The organism is Paraliobacillus ryukyuensis (assembly GCF_003315295.1).
In the GTDB taxonomy this organism is placed as follows: Bacteria; Bacillota; Bacilli; order Bacillales; family Amphibacillaceae; genus Paraliobacillus; species Paraliobacillus ryukyuensis.
Map to the genome: position 1 here is coordinate 1 of NZ_QNRI01000027.1, position 2,469 is coordinate 2,469.

At 29.6% G+C, this 2,469-nt stretch carries 3 protein-coding genes; all 3 read right to left on the reverse strand.

The genetic code is table 11. The features are described from left to right. Positions 1 to 150: 150 nt before the first annotated feature. A complete protein-coding gene (locus DES48_RS15665) occupies positions 151 to 813 on the reverse strand; it encodes an ABC transporter ATP-binding protein (protein ID WP_113870230.1) in 663 nt (220 codons plus the stop codon). Then, on the reverse strand, positions 810 to 2,030 hold the full coding sequence (locus DES48_RS15670; RefSeq protein WP_113870231.1) for an ABC transporter permease family protein: 1,221 nt from the start codon (positions 2,028 to 2,030) through the stop codon (positions 810 to 812). Before DES48_RS15670 ends, DES48_RS15665 begins: the two co-directional genes overlap by 4 nt. After that, positions 2,027 to 2,469 (reverse strand): hypothetical protein (locus DES48_RS16120; protein WP_211318501.1); only part of this gene is annotated, 443 nt, incomplete at its 5' end. The genes DES48_RS16120 and DES48_RS15670, both read right to left, overlap by 4 nt.

Here is a 2,469-nt window from a genome sequence, read left to right on the forward strand (position 1 = left end):
GGCCTTGCTAGATAAACAGCAAACAGAATGAGAATGATTCCTAGCACTATGAAAGACTTGTATAAAAAATTACGTTTCCTACGAGAAACACCAAGAATGGTAAAGAATATGCCAAGTATGAATGACATGATCATTATATAGAATCCCATTTTATTCATTCCTTTCGAGAGTGATTATTCGTTCATGACGATTGGCTAAATCTAAATCATGAGTCACTGTAATAACAGTAGTATTAAATTCTTTATTCATATCAAAAAGTAGATTGATAATTTTTTCTTTATTTTCTATGTCTAAAGACGCAGTTGGTTCATCTGATAAAATTATTTGGGGATTCATCATTACAGCCCTAGCAAAAACAGCTCTAGATCGTTGGCCACCAGAACACTCAAGCGGTTTTTTTTTCAAAATGGACTCAATCCCAATTTTATTAATAATTTTTTTAAAGTGATCTTGGGCAGTTAGGTCTTTTTCAATGTTAGCATACATAAGTGGCAATTTAATATTATCCTCTATGGTCAAAGAATGAATTAATGCAGACTCTTGAAGAACAAAACCAATTTTTTGATTACGCCACTCAGCTAGTTTATTTCGTGATAAATCCTTAACAGATGAATCAAAAAGGGTATAGCTCCCTTGATATTGTGTATCCAGTAGACCAATAATATTAAGCAAAGAAGTTTTTCCAACGCCAGACTCTCCTATAATCGAAAGTCTTTCCCCAGGTTCAACTTCCAAATCAAAATCATTTAAGATAGAAAAACCTTTCTTCTTGAACGTTTTTTCCTGGATTTCTAGTTTCATTATACGATTCATTGTAACACCCCCACGGAGATCGGAATACGTTTAATTTTTCTTATCGTAAGTTCAACAATCGTAAACCCAATAATAAAATCTATAAAAAGAACAATAAGTAAAGCCATCCAATCCATACTTATTACGCCAAATATTCCGTAAGTAGCAAAAGTTGAGTCTTTTCTTAACCAAAAGCCGTATCTATCGATAGCAGTTATCACAAATACAATGGCTAGAATAATAGAAAACAATATTCCAAAATAACTATAAAAAATGGCTCTTAGTTTTGAATAACTTAATCCAACTAATAAATTGATTGTAAAATCTTTTATCATTAATCGAATGCTTACCAAAGTATTCCAGATAGCTAGACAAACAATGATTATGAGTAAAATAAAGGTGATAGTACAGATGATTTTTAATGAATTAACATAATAATCTTCAAAGTATTTAAAGTTTTCTTGTTGATTAAAAAAGTTAAACTCTAAACCCAGATTTTCCTGAATATGTTCTTTTACATTCATTGCTTTCTCTTTTGTCGAATCAAGAAGCACAATGTCCATCAAACCATTAACGTGGAGGTCAAGACCCGCACTTTGAATAAATTCTTTATTAACAGGTAGAAAAATTGAAAAATTAAAATAAGTCTTTGAGTTGGGAGCATAAAAATTAGAACGATAAGAATTCTTCTTCAAGACTCCTTGTACTTTTAAATTGACTAGTTGTTGGGTGGCAGGATCTGTAATCTCAATATTTGACCCTACAGGATATGTTTTGGCCAAACCTGCACCAACTAGCACAGGTATTTTTTCTTTATTCAATTTATAATTGAAGTTTAAGTGGTTTCCTTGAGATAATCTAAATTGATTTATTTTATAAGACTCTTCATTGATATAATTGAGAATAACATCCATCTTATGTTTATTATCTAATGAAGTGACAAAACCATTGGCTTGCAGAGCATAAGTATAATTGTTGTTTAAATATTTATATACTTTTTGGGTGTCATCTATTTTAATTTTAGCAAAATCAGGTTCACTATTTGGGTCTAGATTAGCAACAAAAGTTCCTTCTTGATTGAGCGTTTCTATTTCTTGATAACCTTGAAAAGTTGAAATAATGGAACGAGCAGTAGTAAAAGAAAGATAATTAGCTAAAAAAAGTAATATGATCATACCCAAAACAAGTATCCATCTTTTTAAAAATATTCTAGTTATAAAAAAACGTAATATTCTCATTCTCTTTTCACCTGACCTGCACTTATTAATATATATATAATAAAAATAACAACTAAGTAGAGATTGCTGGTTACCTTCAGCTCTAAATAGAAGTTTAATGAGAGTGATAGTAAAAAGCTAAACACTAATATAGCTAGACTATGCAAGATATATCGGATGATAATATGTACCATTGTATCTCCTACAAGTATTCGGCAAGATATTTCTGTTTTCTTACGCTCTAAAAATTGATAGTGAAATATAATCATAATAAATGTAAGAAAAATATTTATTATAATCTGATAATCGATAATACTTTTAATGAAAGACTCTAAAATATAAGAGACTTCTTCTAAATTCAAAGTTTGTACATATATAAATATTAAGTTTGAAGCAAAACAGAGTAGATAGATAGCAAACGCCTCAAAAACGTCGATAAATCTAAATAAAGAATATTTCA

Coding starts and splice junctions, on each gene's coding strand:
- DES48_RS15665 (WP_113870230.1), bottom strand. CDS start 813: ATGAATCGTATAATGAAACTAGAAATCCAGGAAAAAACGTTCAAGAAG.
- DES48_RS15670 (WP_113870231.1), bottom strand. CDS start 2,030: ATGAGAATATTACGTTTTTTTATAACTAGAATATTTTTAAAAAGATGG.